The sequence below is a fragment of the Planococcus sp. SSTMD024 genome, assembly GCF_041320495.1.
In the GTDB taxonomy this organism is placed as follows: domain Bacteria; phylum Bacillota; class Bacilli; order Bacillales_A; family Planococcaceae; genus Planococcus.
The window spans coordinates 385,828-402,631 of record NZ_JBGGNS010000022.1; the positions used below are offsets into that span (position 1 = coordinate 385,828).

The 16,804-nt window shown below is 48.6% G+C and carries 19 protein-coding genes; 14 read left to right on the forward strand and 5 right to left on the reverse strand.

Features of this window, described 5'->3' with window-relative positions; translation table 11 throughout:
• Positions 1–101 precede the first annotated feature (101 nt).
• From AB9R92_RS10755 to AB9R92_RS10775, 5 genes are all read left to right on the forward strand, one after another.
• On the forward strand, positions 102–344 hold the full coding sequence (locus AB9R92_RS10755) for a hypothetical protein (protein WP_370669445.1): 243 nt from the start codon (positions 102–104) through the stop codon (positions 342–344).
• Between the two features lie 119 nt (positions 345–463).
• On the forward strand, positions 464–1,411 hold the full coding sequence (locus AB9R92_RS10760; RefSeq protein WP_370669446.1) for a hypothetical protein: 948 nt from the start codon (positions 464–466) through the stop codon (positions 1,409–1,411).
• A gap of 24 nt (positions 1,412–1,435) precedes the next feature.
• Positions 1,436–1,885 carry a hypothetical protein gene (locus tag AB9R92_RS10765; RefSeq protein WP_370669447.1) on the forward strand — a complete coding sequence of 150 codons (450 nt, stop codon included), beginning with the start codon at positions 1,436–1,438 and terminating at the stop codon, positions 1,883–1,885.
• A 139-nt stretch (positions 1,886–2,024) separates the two neighbouring features.
• Entirely contained in the window at positions 2,025–2,459 is a 435-nt protein-coding gene (locus tag AB9R92_RS10770) for a DUF4357 domain-containing protein (protein ID WP_370669448.1), read from the forward strand.
• A gap of 587 nt (positions 2,460–3,046) precedes the next feature.
• Positions 3,047–3,904 carry an SRPBCC family protein gene (locus AB9R92_RS10775; RefSeq protein WP_370669449.1) on the forward strand — a complete coding sequence of 286 codons (858 nt, stop codon included), beginning with the start codon at positions 3,047–3,049 and terminating at the stop codon, positions 3,902–3,904.
• Between the two features lie 185 nt (positions 3,905–4,089).
• Here AB9R92_RS10775 and AB9R92_RS10780 read toward each other — a convergent pair whose 3' ends face one another.
• Positions 4,090–5,085: a DNA/RNA non-specific endonuclease gene (locus AB9R92_RS10780; protein WP_370669450.1), complete on the reverse strand. Its 996-nt coding sequence runs from the start codon at positions 5,083–5,085 to the stop codon at positions 4,090–4,092.
• 65 nt (positions 5,086–5,150) lie between these two features.
• Positions 5,151–5,966: a hypothetical protein gene (locus AB9R92_RS10785; protein ID WP_370669451.1), complete on the reverse strand. Its 816-nt coding sequence runs from the start codon at positions 5,964–5,966 to the stop codon at positions 5,151–5,153.
• 451 nt (positions 5,967–6,417) lie between these two features.
• Here AB9R92_RS10785 and AB9R92_RS10790 point away from each other — a divergent pair, with 451 nt between their 5' ends.
• Both AB9R92_RS10790 and AB9R92_RS10795 read left to right on the forward strand, forming a co-directional pair.
• Complete coding sequence (locus AB9R92_RS10790; RefSeq protein WP_370669452.1) at positions 6,418–7,533, forward strand: MBL fold metallo-hydrolase; 1,116 nt, start codon at positions 6,418–6,420, stop codon at positions 7,531–7,533.
• Positions 7,534–7,631: 98 nt separating this feature from the next.
• Positions 7,632–7,988 (forward strand): hypothetical protein, encoded by a 357-nt coding sequence (locus tag AB9R92_RS10795; RefSeq protein ID WP_370669453.1) that lies wholly within the window; start codon positions 7,632–7,634, stop codon positions 7,986–7,988.
• A gap of 52 nt (positions 7,989–8,040) precedes the next feature.
• Here the strand turns inward: AB9R92_RS10795 and AB9R92_RS10800 are convergent, their stop codons facing one another.
• Together AB9R92_RS10800 and AB9R92_RS10805 are read right to left on the reverse strand one after the other, a co-directional pair.
• Complete coding sequence (locus AB9R92_RS10800; RefSeq protein WP_370669454.1) at positions 8,041–9,069, reverse strand: ABC transporter permease; 1,029 nt, start codon at positions 9,067–9,069, stop codon at positions 8,041–8,043.
• Positions 9,066–9,788 (reverse strand): ABC transporter ATP-binding protein, encoded by a 723-nt coding sequence (locus AB9R92_RS10805; RefSeq protein ID WP_370669455.1) that lies wholly within the window; start codon positions 9,786–9,788, stop codon positions 9,066–9,068. The genes AB9R92_RS10800 and AB9R92_RS10805 overlap by 4 nt, the downstream gene beginning before the upstream one ends.
• A 211-nt stretch (positions 9,789–9,999) precedes the next feature.
• Here AB9R92_RS10805 and AB9R92_RS10810 point away from each other — a divergent pair, with 211 nt between their 5' ends.
• The 5 genes from AB9R92_RS10810 to abc-f all read left to right on the forward strand — a co-directional run bounded on the left by AB9R92_RS10810 (position 10,000) and on the right by abc-f (position 14,512).
• Positions 10,000–10,632, forward strand: a complete 633-nt coding sequence (locus AB9R92_RS10810; RefSeq protein ID WP_370669456.1) for a TetR/AcrR family transcriptional regulator — start codon at positions 10,000–10,002, stop codon at positions 10,630–10,632.
• An 83-nt stretch (positions 10,633–10,715) separates the two neighbouring features.
• Positions 10,716–11,783 carry an aldo/keto reductase gene (locus tag AB9R92_RS10815; RefSeq protein ID WP_370669457.1) on the forward strand — a complete coding sequence of 356 codons (1,068 nt, stop codon included), beginning with the start codon at positions 10,716–10,718 and terminating at the stop codon, positions 11,781–11,783.
• A gap of 120 nt (positions 11,784–11,903) precedes the next feature.
• Positions 11,904–12,566, forward strand: coding sequence for an HAD family hydrolase (locus AB9R92_RS10820; RefSeq protein WP_370669458.1), 663 nt, complete (start codon positions 11,904–11,906; stop codon positions 12,564–12,566).
• A gap of 94 nt (positions 12,567–12,660) precedes the next feature.
• Complete coding sequence (locus AB9R92_RS10825; RefSeq protein WP_257721097.1) at positions 12,661–12,795, forward strand: hypothetical protein; 135 nt, start codon at positions 12,661–12,663, stop codon at positions 12,793–12,795.
• A gap of 94 nt (positions 12,796–12,889) precedes the next feature.
• Positions 12,890–14,512: a ribosomal protection-like ABC-F family protein gene (gene abc-f / locus AB9R92_RS10830; RefSeq protein ID WP_370669459.1), complete on the forward strand. Its 1,623-nt coding sequence runs from the start codon at positions 12,890–12,892 to the stop codon at positions 14,510–14,512.
• A 55-nt stretch (positions 14,513–14,567) separates the two neighbouring features.
• On the opposite strand, the gene AB9R92_RS10835 is transcribed toward abc-f, so the two are convergent.
• Complete coding sequence (locus AB9R92_RS10835) at positions 14,568–15,173, reverse strand: hypothetical protein (protein WP_370669460.1); 606 nt, start codon at positions 15,171–15,173, stop codon at positions 14,568–14,570.
• Between the two features lie 116 nt (positions 15,174–15,289).
• Between AB9R92_RS10835 and AB9R92_RS10840 the strand changes: the two genes are divergently transcribed.
• Positions 15,290–15,676 carry an RDD family protein gene (locus AB9R92_RS10840; protein ID WP_370669462.1) on the forward strand — a complete coding sequence of 129 codons (387 nt, stop codon included), beginning with the start codon at positions 15,290–15,292 and terminating at the stop codon, positions 15,674–15,676.
• 136 nt (positions 15,677–15,812) lie between these two features.
• On the forward strand, positions 15,813–16,748 hold the full coding sequence (locus AB9R92_RS10845) for a LytTR family transcriptional regulator DNA-binding domain-containing protein (RefSeq protein WP_370669463.1): 936 nt from the start codon (positions 15,813–15,815) through the stop codon (positions 16,746–16,748).
• Positions 16,749–16,804 lie beyond the last annotated feature (56 nt).

A 16,804-nucleotide genomic window follows, 5' to 3' on the forward strand; every position in this document is an offset into this window, starting at 1 on the left:
ATAATTTGATGAAAGTAGATAGTTTTTCAATATTGAAACGTTAAATACCTAGTACTCTTCAAAGTTGAGTAAAAAAAAAACCTAAAAAGAGGTTGAAACTCATGGAAGCGAATGTGATTTTGGGCAATAATATTGATACCAATGTCATGGTATACAAATTGAAAAAAAGAAGAGCTACTAACATATTTGTAGTAGATTATGATTACTATGGAAATACTAAATTTTTGAACAATGTTACTTACACATCTTCTAAAGATGCAGTTAATTTGTTTGAAGAGTTCGACTCAGTTATTTTTTATAAGTCTTTGTATATATTACCAGGATTGACCAGAAAGAGACCTTGAAAATATGATTATTACGCTGGAATTATAAACGGAAAGAGTAGGAGGCTATTCTATATGAATAACCTTTTACTCTTTATTTTTAAAAATTTTTTACTATTTACAAAAGGAGAATTAATATTATGGTAAGAACTTATAAATCGTTACATTTTCACCAGTTCACTATGTACGAAAGAAAATTTATCTCGGATAAAAAGCAAGCAGATCAGCAAGTAAAGGATTATAAAGATATCGAGCAAATCAATTTGAGATTTCAAGAAATAATTGATAATCATTTAATTAATGGTTGTTTAAAAATCCAAAAAGATTTTGATCCAGATCATACAACACTAGAGATACTAGATTGGACTAACGATTTTATTTTCGGAAGAATGGGAAAAGAAAGAGATATGCGGGCTTTTCATCTTAGAGAAAAAGAAACATATAAGGCCGAGCAGATTTTCAAGAAGGAAGATCAAATATTTGAAGTGTTTACGTACCTTCTAATTGATAGAAGCACGTTTATCGTTTCTTATTTACAAGAATCCTCTGCACCTTCAATTTTAAAACTGGGTGAGTTAATTTCGAATAAATACAAAAAAGATGAGTTATTTGGCGAAGTATCATCCGTTAGTGTCGAAGATGCCATTCCATTTATAGGGAATAAGGACGTAATTGGAAATGTAACATATAAAACTACTTTACCACCTTCTGATTCTCGTCTATGGGATGAAAATATTACTGGGCTGGATCGAGAAACTTATGACAGTATCGTCAATCTAAAAAATGTTGAGATCACCGTTAAATTGGTTGCAGAAAGAAATAAAGATATATTCCCTGATAAAGGTTTGTTTACAAAAGTAATAAATAAGGTAGCACTAGTTGGCAAAAAAGTAAAAATAGCAGCAAAAAATGAAGGCGAATTAACACAGGAACATTTATTGGAAAATAATCCATTAACTAAAAGGGTGAGCTTTGATTTTAACCAAGATTTACAAGATTCTAAAGAACTCCAATTGAATATTAAAGATCAGATGAAAAGAGTCTATTATCAAAATAAAAAAGAAGTTTTAAAATATTGCAAAGTATAGAGGTTAGTAAGGAGTAAATCATGAATGAATAAATTCTTGAGACGAAATATACCTAATATTTTTTTATTAATTGCTTACGGTATTTTTATTTATTTTATCTTAGTAAATGATTACCTAGCTTATGAAGAAGTGCTGAGGTCCCATCATGTTGAAATCTTGACTATCAATACTATTTTTATTGGGTTTCTATATACAACATTAGGTGTGATGGTTGGCTTTTTAGGTAATAATAAAGTTTCTAACATGGATAGAGCGGGCTATATGGATGAATACTATTATACAATCTATGTTGGACTTCTCTTTTTCATTGGTTCAGCAACATTCGGTATCATTGCAGTATTTTTCAAAGACTTTACTACAAATATTTACATATATCTCTTCGAGCAAATTTTTTTATTTGGAGGATTGATATTTTTTATTAAAGCTTTATATAACTTGATTTATGTCATTAAAAAAGTGCGTAATAATTTATAAATACTATAAAAGATGATTTTTAAATTCTTATGTTTTGAATAAAATCATCTGAACAAAATATTTATTAATGTCTCCTTTTTCGCAGTTTCCATCTATCTAAGAGATGAAAGGCAATTTTCTTAGAATAGGAGGAAGGCTGATGGAAAAGGAGTTTTTTGTTGCGGCGATCGATCATCCGGAATTTGGGGAAGTGTACCGCTTTTTTGAGGTGGATCCGACGACGGGGGAGGAGCAAGCGATCGATCCGTTCGATAGCGGGATGGTGAAGCTTTATCACGAGACGCCGCCGGAATTGTTCTTCATCACGTCAAAACGCGGGGCGGATGCGAGCGGGTTTTACCAAGGGGAGCGGTTTGTCGTGCAGCGCGGCTCGAAGTTTGCGGGCTCGACCACGCCAAAATGCCCGAAGCGTTATTTGAAGCTGCGGGAAGAGCTATTGCTGTCTGGGAAATTGATGCCGCTCGGCCACCAGTATTTGGTGATGGAGGATGTGGAATTCGCATCGCCTTTGATTGCGATGGGTGTCGCGATCGGCGGCTGGGCGAAAGGAGCGCATGATTGGAAGAAGATTTAAGTATCGGAACATGTGAAGTTGATTCCCAGCGGATAATTAAAGACGAGACGGCAAAAGCATCGCCTTGAGCGATGCTTTTTTGTGCTTCAAAAAATACTGAATACAATAAGGAGGAGGGCGAATTATAAAGTGAACTAAGCATCTTACTGGATCCTTAGCAAGATGAGTTATAAATTCATAATATTATAACAACTTAATGATGTTTTTATAAGATTATTGTATAATCCCACTAACGGAATATAATCGATTGCTACACCAACTGCTTCTGGTTACACGGAACCTCAAAGAAGCGGGGATAAAGAGGGTCAATGAGCGTTAGTAGATGGAGCGGGTTTTTACGATATTCCAGCTCTCTATAAGGATAAGGCTGCCTGTGAAGTTGCTCCATCCACTAAATACATAACTGCCATTTTTAAAGCGAGACCGGACGGCACTATTTGCAGGCGCCGTGAATTCGCCTAAGCAATCCGCGGAAAATTGTTTCGAAAAAAATTGAAGATGGCCATTCGACATTTCATCAGAAGCCAGTGAGGAATTATCGTGGGAATCCAGAGATGCAATCATTACGGAAAGGAAGGGAGAAAATCATGATTAGAATTCACCTTGAAAGGGCTTTTCATGTCGGTCCAGAACTTCTTTGGGAACTTGTGGTTGATCCGGATCATTATCGTTTTTGGACAGCAGCTTTCTCTGAAGGCTCAGACTTTGATGGGGATTGGGCTAAGGGGAGCAAGATCCGTTTTGTGGCGGCAGATGAACATGGCAGAGAAAGCGGCATGTTATCAGAAATTGCAGAAAGTCGATGGCCGGAGTTTATTTCAATCAAGCACGTGGGCTTGGTGATGAATGGCATTGAAGACTATGATTCCCCTGTCGCTCGGCAATGGTCGCCAGCCTTCGAGAATTATAGATTTATCCCAAAGGAAGAGGGCATGTGCATCTTTGAAGTTGAGCAAGATGTGCCAGAGGAACAAGCCGAAGAGTTCAAGGGCAGCTGGGAAAAGGCTTTTGACCGTATGGCGATGCGACTCGAAACCAGTGCAGACGTGGGGAAAGTAATCACCCTTCGGGAAAAGTCGCGCAATGACCCCCAAGTGATTTGGGAAAAACTTGTCACGCCTGAACAAGTGAAGTCTTGGAATTATGCCAGCGACGATTGGCATTGCCCAAGCGCCAGAAACAATCTCGAGATTGGAGGCGAATTCCACTACGAAATGGCTGCTAAGGACGGCAGTGCGTCTTTTGATTTTTGGGGCACCTATACAGAAATTGAAGCTGCCGAAAAATTGTATTTTGTGTTGGGGGATGGACGCCGTGTGCGCATCGATATCTTTGAGAAGCCTTATGGTTGCTTGATTGAAGAACGTTTTGAGGCAGAACAGCAAAACAGTTTGCATACTCAACGCCAAGGTTGGCAAAGCATCCTGAAAAATCTAGCCCGGTAAAGCAATGGCATCTAAGGTTCAGCCAGTGAAGCTGTGACTGAACCTTAGATGGGGCTGGCCCAAACTGTCGCATTTGGTGACTTTTTGGGGCCAGCCCTTTTGGTGTTTTTCAAAAAAGAAAAAACACTGATTAAATCTCAGTGTTTTCTCGTTTGGAATTTCAATTGAACTCGTTCTACTTAATATTATTCCCCGACCATCCCGTCATTATCGTTATCGCGCATATGCGGATAAAGCCAATGGTCGCTCATGATGGGCATGGTGAAGCCGGCGTCTTTCGCTTCCTGGATCGTCACTTGGCCGTTGCCGTTGGCGTCCACGCTAGAGACGTCACCGCTTGTGTCTGGACTGCTCGCTTCCGGTGGGCTTGCTTCCGCTTCCGCGGGTTCGCTGTCCGTCAAGCCGAGGGAGGCGTTGACTTCATCCGGGTTGACGTTATCGAATGTGTCGACCACTTCGTTTCCTCTGACGGTGTAGCTGTATTGGTAGCTGGAAGGCACTTGCGTTTCGGTATCGGGATAGGTGATGATGGCTTCGAAATCCGTAGCGCCCCCTGCATCGCGAATGACTTTTTCCATATACGCCTGGTCGCCGTGGCGGTTCAGCGTGCTTTCTTGCGGGGTGATGTTATAGGCGTTCGATACGCCGCCGAGCGAATCGGCGATGACGTGCCCTTCGTCCAGAATGTCGCTTTCAACGCCCGGCACTTTGGCTTCGTCCGAATAATAGCGGCCGGAGTCGAGGACCGGTTCGGTTGTGTCATCCTGCAGCACAATTTCGTCCGCCGTGACGCGTTCCAATTGGCCGTGTTCATTCGTGAACGCCCAGTATTCGCGGTCGCCGTAGCCGACGGAGACGACGGTGTTCGCTTCGCGGTGCCCGGACAGGTCGCCGCCGTCCACTTCAACGAGTTCGTATCCTTCGAACTGGTCTTCCGCAGGTTCTGCGGCTGTTTCTTCTTCGGCTTCATCTGCCGCTGCCTGTTCCGTTTCGCTTGCGGCCGTTTCTTCCGCCGTGTCTCCTTCTGGCGCTTCAGCTTTCGTTTCTTCCGGTGCTTCCGTTTCGGCGGCAGCTTCTTGTTGCACCTCGGTTTCAGGTGTTGCGGCTGTTTCTGTTTCGGTGCAGCCGGCCATGAAGACAGCTAACAATAAAATGATCCAGTAGTTCATTTGTTTTTTCATTCTAGAACCCCTAAACAAGTTTTAGTCGATGCTTATGATGCTATGTTTCTTAAACGATCGGACAATTAAAATTTCTTTACTCTGTCCTGTGCTTTATCGGCCTCTCGCTGCATTGCATTTGCTTTGTTGATTTTTTCTTGAAGGATAAGTTTGCTTTTATATTGTGCTTGTTCAATTGCGCGCCTCTTAGCGAAGTCCGCTTCTTCTTGCTTTTTTCGAGCTTGCCATCTTGCTTCAGCTTCTAGTTTCTGTTTATTGGCATAGTCCGCTTCTTGCTGTAGTTTTTGTGCTCGTCGTTGAGCCTCGGCCTCTAGTCTTTGCTGATTTGCTAATTCCGCTTCTTTTTTTCTGATTTGATCTTGCCGCTGCATGTCGGCTTGACGGTGTTGCTCTTCTTGCCTTATGTAAGCCTGCCACTGTCGATTAGTTTGCAGTTCTTTCTCATTCATTAAGTGAGTCGTCTGTTCTTGGCTTTTAAGTGCCGACTGTTGGGTGGTTTGTCGAGTATTTGAGCTTCTTGATCTTTTAGCGCTGGATTTCTTTCGCTTGGCTTTATAGCCCATGTTCTTTTTCATCCAAAAGCTCACGGGGCGAAGTGTATCGGCAAATCGCGAGTTTAAAAGTCTGTGTTGTAAACCATCAAGGCTGTTTACAATCCATGCGCTAAACAATGCGGCAGGTATGATGAGCAGTATTCCGAAAATACCGATTGAATAAGTAGATGGATAAACGGGTTGATTGACAAAATTCATCAGGTTACTGAATCCTCTATTGGCAATATTGTTTAAAATAAAAGTTAGAATTAAAGATATAGCTAAAAAGAGTAACTTCTTATCTTCTGGAATTTCCTTCAAATTATGAAGACTAAATTTACTGCGCATGTTTCAACTCCTCTTTTCTCCCCAGTATACAGTAATAATCCATTATTTGTAATAACTAATATAGCTATGTGCATAATTTTGTAAGCTAGAATAGCACTTCATAAATTATTCATAGGTTACTTTCGTCAATGCGGCAGGTGTCCAGCGCATCTATTCTTTTTTTCACATCGATTCGTCCGAGCATTATTTATTCCAGGATGTCTGCGACAATCCACGGCGCAATTCACATAAACAGATCCTGCTCAATAATAGTAAGCGATCGATCGCTAAGTTTTTGCCGGGCGAGCTATCGTTATAACTTAGCGAACAGGAAAAGCCTGGCCCTCTGTCGAAAAAACGGGGAGCCAGGCTTTTTGTGTGTGCACAGTTTTCACATGTGCAAAACGGCGGCCATTCCGTCTATACTGAAAGCCAGGAAACGGATCAATTACATTTCCATTTTGGAGGAGCCATGAAAAAATTTGCCTTGTATTCTCTTGCGGGCGTTGCGGCCGCATCTGTCGTATCGACTGTATTTTTGAAAGCGCACGCGCCGCTCGGATCGATGCCGACTAAACTGCAGCAGGCGTCGTTTGGAAAGTGCGGCCATTATCAGGACGGAAAATTCGCCAATCTGGAACAAGCGGACATGACGATCCGCGCATCGGAAGGGTTGTCGATGCTAAGGGAAACTTTCTTTTCAAGCGACGCGGAACGAGCGCCGTCTGCCGAGTTGCCGGTGGTCGACATCGACTGGGCGCTCATCGAAAGCGGCGAAGACAGTGTGACTTGGTTCGGCCATTCGACTTTTCTGTTGAGCATCGACGGGAAGAAACTATTCGTCGACCCGATGCTTGGAAAACGGGCGTCTCCTTTGGCGTTTGCGGGAAGTGCGCGCTACAGTGCGGATTGGCTTGAGATTGTCGAACGGCTGCCGGAAATTGATGCTGTGCTGCTGACGCATGACCATTACGACCATCTCGATTACGGATCGATCCGTGCGCTAAAAAGTAAAGTCGGGCATTTCTTCGTGCCGCTTGGCGTCGGTGCGCATCTCGAGCGCTGGGGAGTGGAAGAGTCGCGCATCACCGAACTCGATTGGTGGGACGAAGCGGCGTTTGACGGCTTGACGCTCGTGCTGACGCCGTCGCAGCATTTCTCGGGGCGCGGCTTGTTCAACCGCAATTCGACGCTGTGGGGCGGCTGGGTCGTGCTTGGCAGCGAGACCCGTTTCTACACGAGCGGCGACGGCGGCTATGGCAGCCATTTCAAAGAAATCGGCGAGCGCTACGGCCCGTTCGACCTCGTGCTGATGGAAGGCGGCCAGTACGACCCGCGCTGGGCAACTTCGCATATGGCACCGGAGCAATCGGTGCAGGCGGCACTCGACGTCCGGGGAAGCAAGATGATGCTCGTCCACTGGGCGGCGTTCACTTTGGCGTTTCACGGCTGGACAGACCCGGTGGAGCGCGCATCAAAAGAAGCGCAACGTCTGGGCGTGGAGTTGTTGACGCCAAAAATCGGCGAGACGCTTTCTTTGGATGGGCTTGATTCTTACACGTCGGCGCGCTGGTGGGAACAGCAATAACTGTACTTATTCCGCTTTATCCGGTTTCCAAGATTTGAGATTAGTGCGCCAGTCTTCTAAAATAGGGAAATACCAAGAAATCCGGAAAGAGGGATGACATGACATTGACCAAAATTTCCATGCCGGACGCGATCCGCATCGAAAAAGTTCGCCGGGAAGGCGTAGAAATCGGCGACCTTCTGAAAAACGATGATTTCGCCTCGCTCGGCTCAGAACTCGAAGCCGTGTTCCGCGACGGCTACCAGGTGAAATTTCTGACGATCAACGGCGCGAAGAATTTATTGCGCATCAAATTTGAGCAGGAAGCGGACCTGGATTACACAGAGACCGAACACGGACTGTCGGGCATTTCCATGGACGAAGCGCAAGTGGAAGCGTTGCGGCCGATCCTGTCCGATAATTGCCGTTTGGAGCAGGAACCGAGCGGATCGTATCAGATTTTGTGGGCAGATTAATAGTTTAGATACGTGAAAAAGCGGACGAGGCATAGGCTTCGTCCGCTTTTTTCTATAGTTTCCGGAATTTCTTCAAGGCTTGCGTATTGATGATATACAGCACGAGCGCATAAATCGTCAGCCCGGCGAGATAGCCCCAAATGTCTGTGAACCCGTCGCCGTATACCATGACGCCTTTGATGGCGGCGGCGCCGTAATAAATCGGCATGATGTACGATAAGTTGCCGAGATGGTACGGGATCAAATCCAGCGGGATGAGCCCTGAGAAGAACACTTGCGGAATGATGGTGAACGGAATCAGTTGGACGACTTGCAGTTCGGAGCTTGCGAAAATGGAAATGGTGGCGCCGAACGACACGGCGGTGACGGCGAGCAGCACCATCGTCAGCAGCACCCAGCCGATATTGCCTTCATTGCTCAGCTGCAAAACGAACACCGCATACAAGACGATAATAATTGCTTGCACGACGGCGAAGACGCTGTAGCCGAGTGTGTAGCCGGCAATGACTTCGGCGCGCCGGATCGGTGTCATCATCAAGCGTTCGAGCGTAACGCGGCTGCGCTCCCGCACGAGTGCCATCGCGGAGATGATGAAGACGAAAAAGAACGAGAACAAGGCGAGAAAGACGTAGCCGAGCGAATCGAATAAAGTCTGGTCCTGCGTGCCGTAAACATAACTGATCTCAGCTTCGGCAGACGGGTTGATATCCGCCATCGCTTCTTGAATCTCGCCTATCGCCGTGGCTCCTTTTGTCGACGGCTCGTACAGCGTGATGTCCATGCCGGAATTTTCAAGGAAGCGCAGGACGGCGTCGACGTCTTCGTGCTGCTGCAAATAATCGAGTGCTTGATCGGCTTCGTCGGCGGTGATGTCGACCAGTTGCAGTTCCTGCTGTTCCAGCGCATTGATGACTGGAGCAGGGACAGCATCGGGATCGATGGCGACCGTTGCGACATAATCCGAATCGCCGAGCAGGAAGTAGACCAAGGTCAAAATCAACAGCGGGGCGACGAGGATGAGCATGACACTGCGTTTGTCGTTGATGGTCTGGCGGATGACGCGTTTCGCTAGCTGGATCATGGGCGCGCCTCGCTTTCTGACGCGGCGAAGAACAAGTCTTCGATGCGGCCGCTTGCGGTTTTGTCGAGCAATCGGTCGACCCTGTCGTATTCGATGAGTTTGCCGTTATACAACAGCGCCCCTTTGTCGCATTCGACCACTTCGTCCATGACATGGGTCGAGACGATGATGGTCGTGCCCTGTGCTTTGAGCGCTTGGAACTGCGCCCAGATCTTGCGGCGCAGAACCGGGTCGATGCCTGCGGTCGGCTCGTCGAGAAACAGGATGTCCGGCTCGTGCAAAATCGCGATGGCGAGCGACAAGCGTTTTTTCATGCCGCCCGAAAAATTCTTCACGAGTTTGCGTTTGTGGCCGGTCAGTTCGACCGTGTCGAGCACTTCGGCGATGCGCGCTTCACGTGTGCGTTTTGGAAGATGGTACAATCCGCCGAAAAACGCCAAGTTGCCTTGTGCGGACAAATCTTCATACAAAGCGTCGTTTTGTGGCATGAAGCCGAGCCGCTTGAGAATCGCCATGTTCGGCATGTCGGTGTCGCCGAATTGGATCGTGCCGCTGTCTGCCGGCAACGCACCGATCATCAAGCGGATCAAGGTCGTCTTGCCGGATCCGGACGGGCCGAGCAGGCAGCAAATTTCCCCCGCTGCAACGGTGAAGCTCACATCGTTGATAACAGCCGTATCGCTGAAACTTTTGTGGACGTGCGAAAGTTGGATGTCCATATGGTTTCCTCCTCCATTTGCTGTCGCCTGGTGATGGAATGCGCTGTTCTTTGGGGTCATTTGTGGCTAAGATAATAAACAAGCTGTCGTTTTAGTTCTTGGCTTCAGTATAATTCCTTGGCAATGGCGGAACAATAATCAAAAACAGGCAAAGTGTTGCTTAAGCGACAGTATGGGGAAAAGTGTCGGAAAAAATGAGGGAGGAATGAAAATGAGCGGCAAACCAGCCGATTTGCGCGTCGTCCGGACGCAGCAGGCGATCCGGTCTGCGTTGATTTCATTGATTGAAGAAAAGGGTTTTGAGGCGATGAGCGTCAAGGATATTGCCGAACGCGCTAACATCAACCGCGGCACGTTTTACAGCCATTACGAGGACAAATACGATTTGATGGACAAATGCCAGCAGCAATTGATCGAGGAAATGGAAATCAAAATCATCCGCAATATCCCGCAGCTTATCGAAGGCATGAAACAAATCCAGGATTTCGCGGTGCCAGTGCCGCTCTTTGAATTTCTCCATGACAATAAAAGCCTGATGAAGGTGTTGCTCGGGCCAAAAGGCGATGCCGGCTTCCAGGTCAAGATGAAGGAATTCCTCAGCAAAGCATTGTTTGAGCGCAATAAAGACATCTTGCTCGGTTCTGGTAACTCACTTGTGCCTCCGCGTTACTTGGCTGCCTATATCGCCTCGGCCCATATCGGCGTCATCCAGCAGTGGCTGAACGGTGACACCGGGGAACCGCCGGAAGAAATCGCGCGCATCATCTCGACGATGACCATCAAAGGTCCGTTCTTTGCGGCGGGATTGACGGATGGCGCGGATCCTGACAAACCGCTGAGCTAAGTGATTTTTGTTTGTCGAGGGGGTCTAAGCGGGTAGAGAATGACTGACATAAAAAACAGTTCGTTACTAGGAGGACCTTCATAATGGATTATATTAATCTAGGCAAATCGGGGCTGCGCGTCCCGAAATACATTCTCGGCACCGTCCCGTTCAGCGGCACGAACGGCTTTGAAGCGGCGGGCAATATCCAGGAAAACGAAGCAAGCCGCATGGTCGACATGTCGCTTGATGCGGGCATCAATATGTTCGATACCGCGAATTTGTATTCGCAAGGCAATGCCGAAAAAGTGCTCGGCGCGGCGATCCGCGGCAAGCGTGACAAAGTATTGTTGACGTCGAAGACCGGGTTTCCGTTTGACGACCACCAAAATTCACGCGGCGCCTCGCGCATGAATTTGTTGAAATCGATCGATGAATCGCTGTTGCGCCTCGGCACCGATTACCTGGATCTGTATTTCGTCCATTTATGGGACGGCCAGACGCCGGTCGAAGAGACGGTCGAGACGATGAACGACTTGATCAAAGCCGGCAAGATCCGCCATTGGGGCGTGTCGAACTACAGCGGATGGGCGCTTGCGAAGACGCACACATTCGCTGAACAGAACGGCAAGATCCCGCCTGCGACCCAGCAGATCTACTACACGCCGGAAGCGCGCGAAGCGGAATACGAATTGCTTCCAGCCGGTGCAGAGCTTGGCGTCAGCTCGATGATCTGGAGCCCGCTCGGCGAAGGCTTGTTGAATGGCAAGATCGGCCGCGGCAAAGAAGCGCCGAAAGATACGCGCCAAGGCGGCGGCTGGCCGGAGCCTTGGGTGCAGGACGAAGAGCGTCTCTACCAAGTAATTGATGCGCTCGAGGAAGTGGCAGCGAACCATAACGCAAGCGTTCCGCAAATCGCTTATGCATGGGTGCGCGACCGCCCAAACGTCGGCCCGATCGTCATTGCCGCGCGCAACGAAGCGCAACTGCAGGAAAATATCGCGTCCTATAAAATCAAGCTGAAGCAAGACGAACACAGCCTGATCGAAAAAGCGGCGCGCCCGGTGCCGATCTACCCGAACTGGCACCGTGCGATGAGCGCGCCAGAGATGGCGAGCCCATCCGAGATCGGCTACTTGAAAGGCTATAAAGATTCCATGGGGATTAAATAATTTTCTACATTCAGCCGGTGCGCCATTGCGTGCCGGTTTTTCAATGGGAAATTCTTTTGCAAAATCCGGGAACTTTTGATGGGGTTTGCGATCTTTATAGAAAGAACAGGAGGTAGGCAGATGAAAGCAATTATTTTTGATATGGACGGCACCTTGTTCCAGACCGGCACAATTTTAGAGCAATCCCTGGAAGAAGCGTTCGCGGTTCTGCGCGAGCGAGGCGACTGGCAAGGCGCAGCGCCGATCGAAGCGTACCGGAACATCATGGGGGTGCCGCTGCCTGCGGTGTGGGAAGCGCTATTGCCCGGGAAATCTGATGAAACGAAGCGCGAGATGGATGCGTATTTTCTTGAGCGATTGATCGCAAATATCACCGAAGGCAAAGGGGTGTTGTATCCTGACGTTACGACAGTGTTCGCGAAATTAAGTGCAGAAGGCTACCGGATCTTCATTGCGAGCAACGGGCTGGTGCGTTATTTGGCGGCAATTGTCGAGCATTTCGGATTGGATGAGTGGGTGACGGAAACGTTCAGCATCGAACAAGTCGACACGCCCGATAAAGGGGAACTCGTGCGCATGATCAAAGAGAAATACGGCGTGACAGAAGGGGCGGTAGTCGGCGACCGCCTGTCCGATATCCGTGCGGCGAAAGCAAACGGCCTATTGGCGGTCGGCTGCCGCTTTGATTTTGCGCAGGAACAGGAACTGAAAGAAGCAGACCTTGTGATTGATGGCTTGATGGAACTTACAGCTGTGTTGAAACAAGCGCAGGTCAGGGGATAATCAACGATTTGACAGAAAGAGCGCATTTGGATATTCCCTTCCATGAATAGATGTGATAATATTAAGACAATTAAACGAAACGGAGGTGAAAAGAATGGAGAAATGTGCTGCGGTGATGGGTGTGAAAATGGAGGAAGCTTTGTATTTCACACGTGTCATTACGTTTGATTTGACGCCGACGGGAGAAGTCTGCCCTTTTTTAGTCAATTTCAAAATTACGCGCAGCTGATATCTGACATTCTTTTCACCACTAGAGAAGACTGCCCGATACGTGGCGGTCTTTTTTTGTACCGATTTTCAGCTGCGCCCTGGAGGCGTAAACTATGCAAATCACAGCACAACAACTAACGAAATCCATTGGCGGCAACGAAATCTTCACCAATTTATCCATCGAAATCAACGAGAAAGAACGGATCGCCGTTGTCGGCCGCAACGGCTCGGGCAAGACCACTTTGTTTCAGCTGCTGGCAGGACTGGAAGAGCCGGATGCCGGCACGATTATCCGGACGAAGAATACCCAAATCGGCTATCTGCACCAAATCCCGGACTACCCGGGATACAGCGTGTACGAAGTATTGAATGAAAGCTTCAGCGAATTGCACGGAATCGAGAAGCGGCTCAGCGAACTGGAAATCCAGCTGGCAAACGGTGCGGACGAGCGGGTGCTGCGGCAATACGGCGAGCTGCAGGAGCAGTTTATGGAAGCCGGCGGTTATGAAACGGAGTCCAAAATCGCAGCCGTGGCGAACGGCCTTGGCGTGGCGCATCTGACGGGCCAGCGGTTTGATTCGCTGAGCGGCGGCGAGAAGACGAAAGTGATGCTCGCGCAGCTCATTTTGCGCAAGCCGTCTGTCCTGCTGCTTGATGAGCCGACGAATCATTTGGATCTGTCGGCGATCGAATGGCTCGAACATTACCTGGAATACTACAGCGGCACCGTCATCGTCATTTCGCATGACCGGCAGTTCCTCAATAACGTCGTGCACAAAGTCTATGAAATCGAAGACGGCGAGATCTGGGAAAGTAAAGGCGATTACGACGCTTACCTTCGCAACAAGCAGGTGAAGATGGAGCAGCAATTTGCGGCATATAAAGAACAACAGAAGAAGATCCAGAAGATCAAGGAATCCATACGCCGCTTGCGCCAATGGGCGAACGAAGCCTCACCGCCGAATCCGGACTTGTTCCGCAAAGCAAAAATGATGGAGAAAATGCTCGAGCGCATGGAGAAAGTGAAACGGCCGACGGTGGAAAAGGCGATGAAGCTGAAGCTGCAAGCCAATGACCGCAGCGGCAAACGGGTCTTCGAGCTGCAGGATGTGTTCCACGGCTTCGGCGATGAGGTGCTGTTTGCCGATGTCGAGCTGTCTGTCTACTGGCAGGACCGCTTGGCAATCGTCGGCGACAACGGCACCGGCAAATCGACTTTGCTGAAGATCTTGCTCGGCGAGATCGAACCGATCGGCGGGGAAGTGCGCCGCGGCAGCAATGTCAAAATCGGCTATCTGGCCCAGCAGTTTGAAGCGTTCGACGGAGAAGCGCGCGTCATTGAGGCGTTCCGCGATAATTTATCGGTGACAGAAGGCGACGCCCGCCATTTGCTCGCGCAATTCCTGTTCTACGGCCACGACGTCTTCAAGCGCGTCAAGGATCTCAGCGGGGGTGAAAAGATGCGCTTGCGCCTCGCGCAGCTCATGCAGGAAGACTGCAATGTGCTTGTGTTGGATGAACCGACCAACCACCTCGACATCGAATCGCGCGAAGTGCTCGAGGAAACCTTGAAGGAATTCAACGGCACAATCATCGCGATCAGCCACGACCGCTATTTCCTTCAGAAGCTGTTCACGAAAATCGCGTGGATTGAAGACCAAACCCTAACCTTACATGAAGGTTCTTATGAGTGGGCGGCAGACAAGCAGAGAAACGTGGCCGGCATCCTGCAATGAATAAGTGGATTTACTGACGAAAAAAACGTTCCTGGCACTGTGCCAGGAACGTTTTCTATTGTTCTTTTTTTGAATTGCGGTTGAACAATAATACCAATATCGGCCCGACCACCGGCAACAGAGCCAATTGCTTGAAGTTCGCTTCCGGCAAGAAGCGGTACGTGGCATAGATCGACAAGCCCCATAGGACGAACCAGTCGATGGTCATGACCGATACCAAACTCGAGGTCTGGAACGCTTCCGCGTAGGCTTGTGGCGAGAAGCCGCGGAAGACGGTGAGGAAATTGATGGTGCTGATGGCGGCGACAAAGATCAGCCACGCTTTTGAGCGCAGGATTCGGTGCAGCCAATTCGGCCCGCGGCGCTTTTTCTCCGGCGGCTTGTCGCCGAACGCGAAATACGGCAATAGCGAGAACGCCCCGACACCGAATGAAGCAAACGCGAACGGCCACGCCGGCCAGCGGAAGCGGTCATTCGGCAAGAGAAGCGTCAAAAAGACGAGCGGGAAGATGCCGAGCGAGTTAAAGACTGCGAGGATGAGCGGATCGATCCCTTCCCATTCGCCCATCAGCAGCGGGCCGAATTCATATCCGCCGGAACCCGATGGCGCGAAAAAGACAGCGTATGCAATCATCATCAGCCAAATCACTAGAAATGCCATGCATGTCACCCCGTTTTTCCTTGATTTTTCCTTATCATAACGCATACAGCTCCAGCTGTCTTTGCAGAGCCCGAACGGTATAATGGAAAGAGACGGAAAATCAGGGAGGAATGGAAATGGATGCATTGACGAAAAAACGCGGCAAAGCGTTTGCGATCGACGTGATGGCCTCTGCCATAGTGACCGCGGCAGTGGAGCCGCTGCTGCGGAAAAAGGTTAAAAAGGAATGGGTGCATGCGCTCGTTACGCCGACTGTGGTGTTTTGGGGACTTGAATACGCCCAGTTGAAGATGTGCGGACAGACGGTCGGCCACAAAATCGCCGGCATCAAGATCGAAAACGCAGACGGCGGCGAACTGACGGGTGAACAGATCCTCAAACGCGTGGCACACCGCGATTCGATTATGACGCTCCAATGGTTCAAACAACGCGGGCAGGACATGGGCGCACAAATGCCTCATGACCGGTACGCGCACACTGTGGTGCGTGAACTCGGTAAATAAACGATGAGGCGGCATCCAATGGGGTGCCGTCTTTTGGATGGTATAAAAAACATAATTTCCAAAATGAAACTGTCTCTAGCGGCAAAAGAAAGGTTACAATAATTGTAAGAATCTTTTCGTGAACTAGGAGGAGCCTATGAACATTCGAGAAATGAGCGTGAACGGACAACGAATCATCCCGCCGCTGGAATTGAACATGGAAAAAGGCACCATACTGGGCATCCAAACGAATGTCCAGCGCAAAAAAATCCTCCTGGCCCAATTGGCGGAGCGGGACGATGCTTATTTGTCGTTCGCGGAACAAGGCGAATATACGCGGTTGACCGTCGAGGAATTGCTGCGCTTCATGAAGTCGCTCAGCGGCCACAGCCAACCGGTCCGTTCGATGCTTCAGCTGTTTCAGCTCGGTGAATACCGGAAAGTGAAAATTGCCGATTTGCCGGCGTCGAAAAAAATCTATTTGTCCTTGCTGCGGATTTATTACGCGCAGCAGCCCGCAATCGTTCTGGAAGAGCCGTATTTCCAGCTCGAAGAACCCGATCAATTGGCATTCAGGCGGCTATTGGAAGAATTGTCGGAAGAAAAACAGATCCTGATCCTCACCGCCAATCTGGAAGATGCGCTGATCAGTTGCGATACAGTCTACCGTTTGGACGAAGCGGGATTGCATCTATTGGATATTACGGATGCTGACGATGATACGGAAGGTCCGGATGAGCTGGGCGAAACGGAGTTCAAGATTCAAAAAATCCCGACGAAAAAGAACGACAAAACCATTTTGTTCAATCCGCCGGAAATTGATTACATCGAAAGCATCAATAGTTCGGCGGTGGTGCATGTGGCAGGGGAGACCTATGCGTGCGCACTGACTTTAGCGGAATTGGAAGAAAGGCTCCAGCATTACGGGTTTTTCCGTTGCCACCGCTCATATATCGTCAATCTGCAAAAAGTGCGGGAATTGATCACGTGGACGAAAAACAGCTATAGCCTGCGCTTGACGACCGGAAAAGATTCCGTTGTGCCGCTGTCGAGGACGAAATTAGCCGAATTAAAAGAGCTGTTGAACATCTAATTTCCCGGGAAATAATCGTCAAATCACGGATTTCCCGGTACAGTTCGGCCGGGAAA